A 1,600-nucleotide genomic window follows, 5' to 3' on the forward strand; every position below is an offset into this window, starting at 1 on the left:
AGTATTTATCTAAGTTTGCAGCACTTTCTACACACACTTTTTGTCCTATAACTCTTTTTTTGTCCGCATGCCTTTGAAATCAAAAAATAAAAGACCGATAAGACTAGATAAATACTAATCCTATCGGCCTAAAGACCAACTCAAAATGTCCTATAAGTTTATAATTAATTATTTAATATGTTTGCTGCCGCGTTCGGTCATTGGCACATGATCTTTACAAAGTGGGCATTCTTCCGGCTGGTAGGTCGGTACGGTAAGGTTCAATAAAGCCTGCACTTTGTCGTTTGGAATACCGAAGTCCGCTTTGCCGCCACTGCGGTTAACCAAGAGGCCTACGCCTACGATTTCACCTTGAGAAGCTTTTACTACGTCAACTACTTCGCGAACGGAACCGCCGGTGGTTACGATATCTTCAACGATGAGTACGCGTGTGCCCGGTTCAATGCGGAAACCGCGACGCAAAGTCATAACGCCTTTTTCACGTTCGGTGAAAATAGCACGGGTACCTAACGCTTTACCAACTTCGTGAGCCAATAAGATACCGCCCGTCATAGGTCCGATAACGAGTTCAACATTCTGATCCTTGAAGCGTTCGGCCAATTCTTGGCAAAGACGTTCCGTATATTTCGGATGTTGCAATACGTTGAATTTTTCAACATACATAGGGCTGTGAAGTCCGGAGGTCAAAAGAAAATGGCCTTCTAAAATCGCTTTGGTGTCAATTAATAATTGTTTTACTTCTTGTTCTGTCATCATGGGTGAACAGCCTCCATTTCTTCAACAATTAAACGAACCGCTTCCTGCGGATTGTCGGCTTTGGTAATAGGACGACCGATTACGAGTTTGGATGCACCGTCCGCTAAGGCACTCTTCGGTGTAGCAATGCGTTTTTGGTCATTGGCAGCGGCAAAGCTTGGGCGGATGCCCGGCGTTACGATGAGGAAGTCCTCGCCGCACGCTTCGCGAATGGCTTTGGCTTCCAATGGGGATGCGACAACGCCGTCCATGCCGGATTCTTTAGCGAGTTTGGCTAACCGGATTACCTGATCGCGAATCGGTAATTGACCGCCGATGGCAGTCCAAGCATCATCGTCAAAACTGGTGAGTACGGTTACGGCCAAGAGTTTAGGTCGTTCTACCTGTAATTTCTCAGCTGCTTCCGTAGCTGCTTTGGCCGCAGCGGCCATCATAACGGGACCGCCTTGGCTGTGCAAGGTGATGAGCTTGGCACCGAGGTGCGTCAAAGAGGTTACCCCCTGCGCTACTGTGTTTGGAATATCATGTAATTTCAAGTCGAGAAATACGGTTTTTCCCTGCTCTTGTAAATACGTCACCGTTTCGGCACCGGCGGCATAAAATAATTCCATGCCCACTTTGTAATACGATACGGAATCACCTAAGGTAGTCACCAAGTTTTTTAACTGTTCCATGGTGGCCACATCAAGGGCTACTATAAGTCTGTCGTCTGCCATCGTAAGCCTCCTTTGATAATATATTCAAATAATTTTTACACAAAAACGAGGTAAAGTCAATTCTAAATTATTTGGGTTCATAGTATAATCAAATGCGACAAATAAATAAGACACAATATTGTTCCTGT

2 protein-coding genes are annotated in these 1,600 nt (G+C 45.2%); both read right to left on the reverse strand.

All coding sequences use genetic code 11. The features are described from left to right. Nucleotides 1-168: 168 nt before the first annotated feature. Nucleotides 169-756 carry an orotate phosphoribosyltransferase gene (gene pyrE, locus MXE28_RS11370; RefSeq protein WP_021840214.1) on the reverse strand — a complete coding sequence of 196 codons (588 nt, stop codon included), beginning with the start codon at nucleotides 754-756 and terminating at the stop codon, nucleotides 169-171. Then, complete coding sequence (pyrF, locus tag MXE28_RS11375; RefSeq protein WP_226974705.1) at nucleotides 753-1,472, reverse strand: orotidine-5'-phosphate decarboxylase; 720 nt, start codon at nucleotides 1,470-1,472, stop codon at nucleotides 753-755. Before pyrF ends, pyrE begins: the two co-directional genes overlap by 4 nt. Between the last annotated feature and the right edge of the window lie 128 nt (nucleotides 1,473-1,600).

The sequence above is a fragment of the Veillonella sp. KGMB01456 genome, from assembly GCF_023051165.1.
GTDB lineage: Bacteria > Bacillota > Negativicutes > Veillonellales > Veillonellaceae > Veillonella_A.

Bases quoted from the DNA above. Each gene is read 5' to 3' on its own strand.
- pyrE (WP_021840214.1), bottom strand. From the start codon at position 756: ATGATGACAGAACAAGAAGTAAAACAATTATTAATTGACACCAAAGCG.
- pyrF (WP_226974705.1), bottom strand. From the start codon at position 1,472: ATGGCAGACGACAGACTTATAGTAGCCCTTGATGTGGCCACCATGGAA.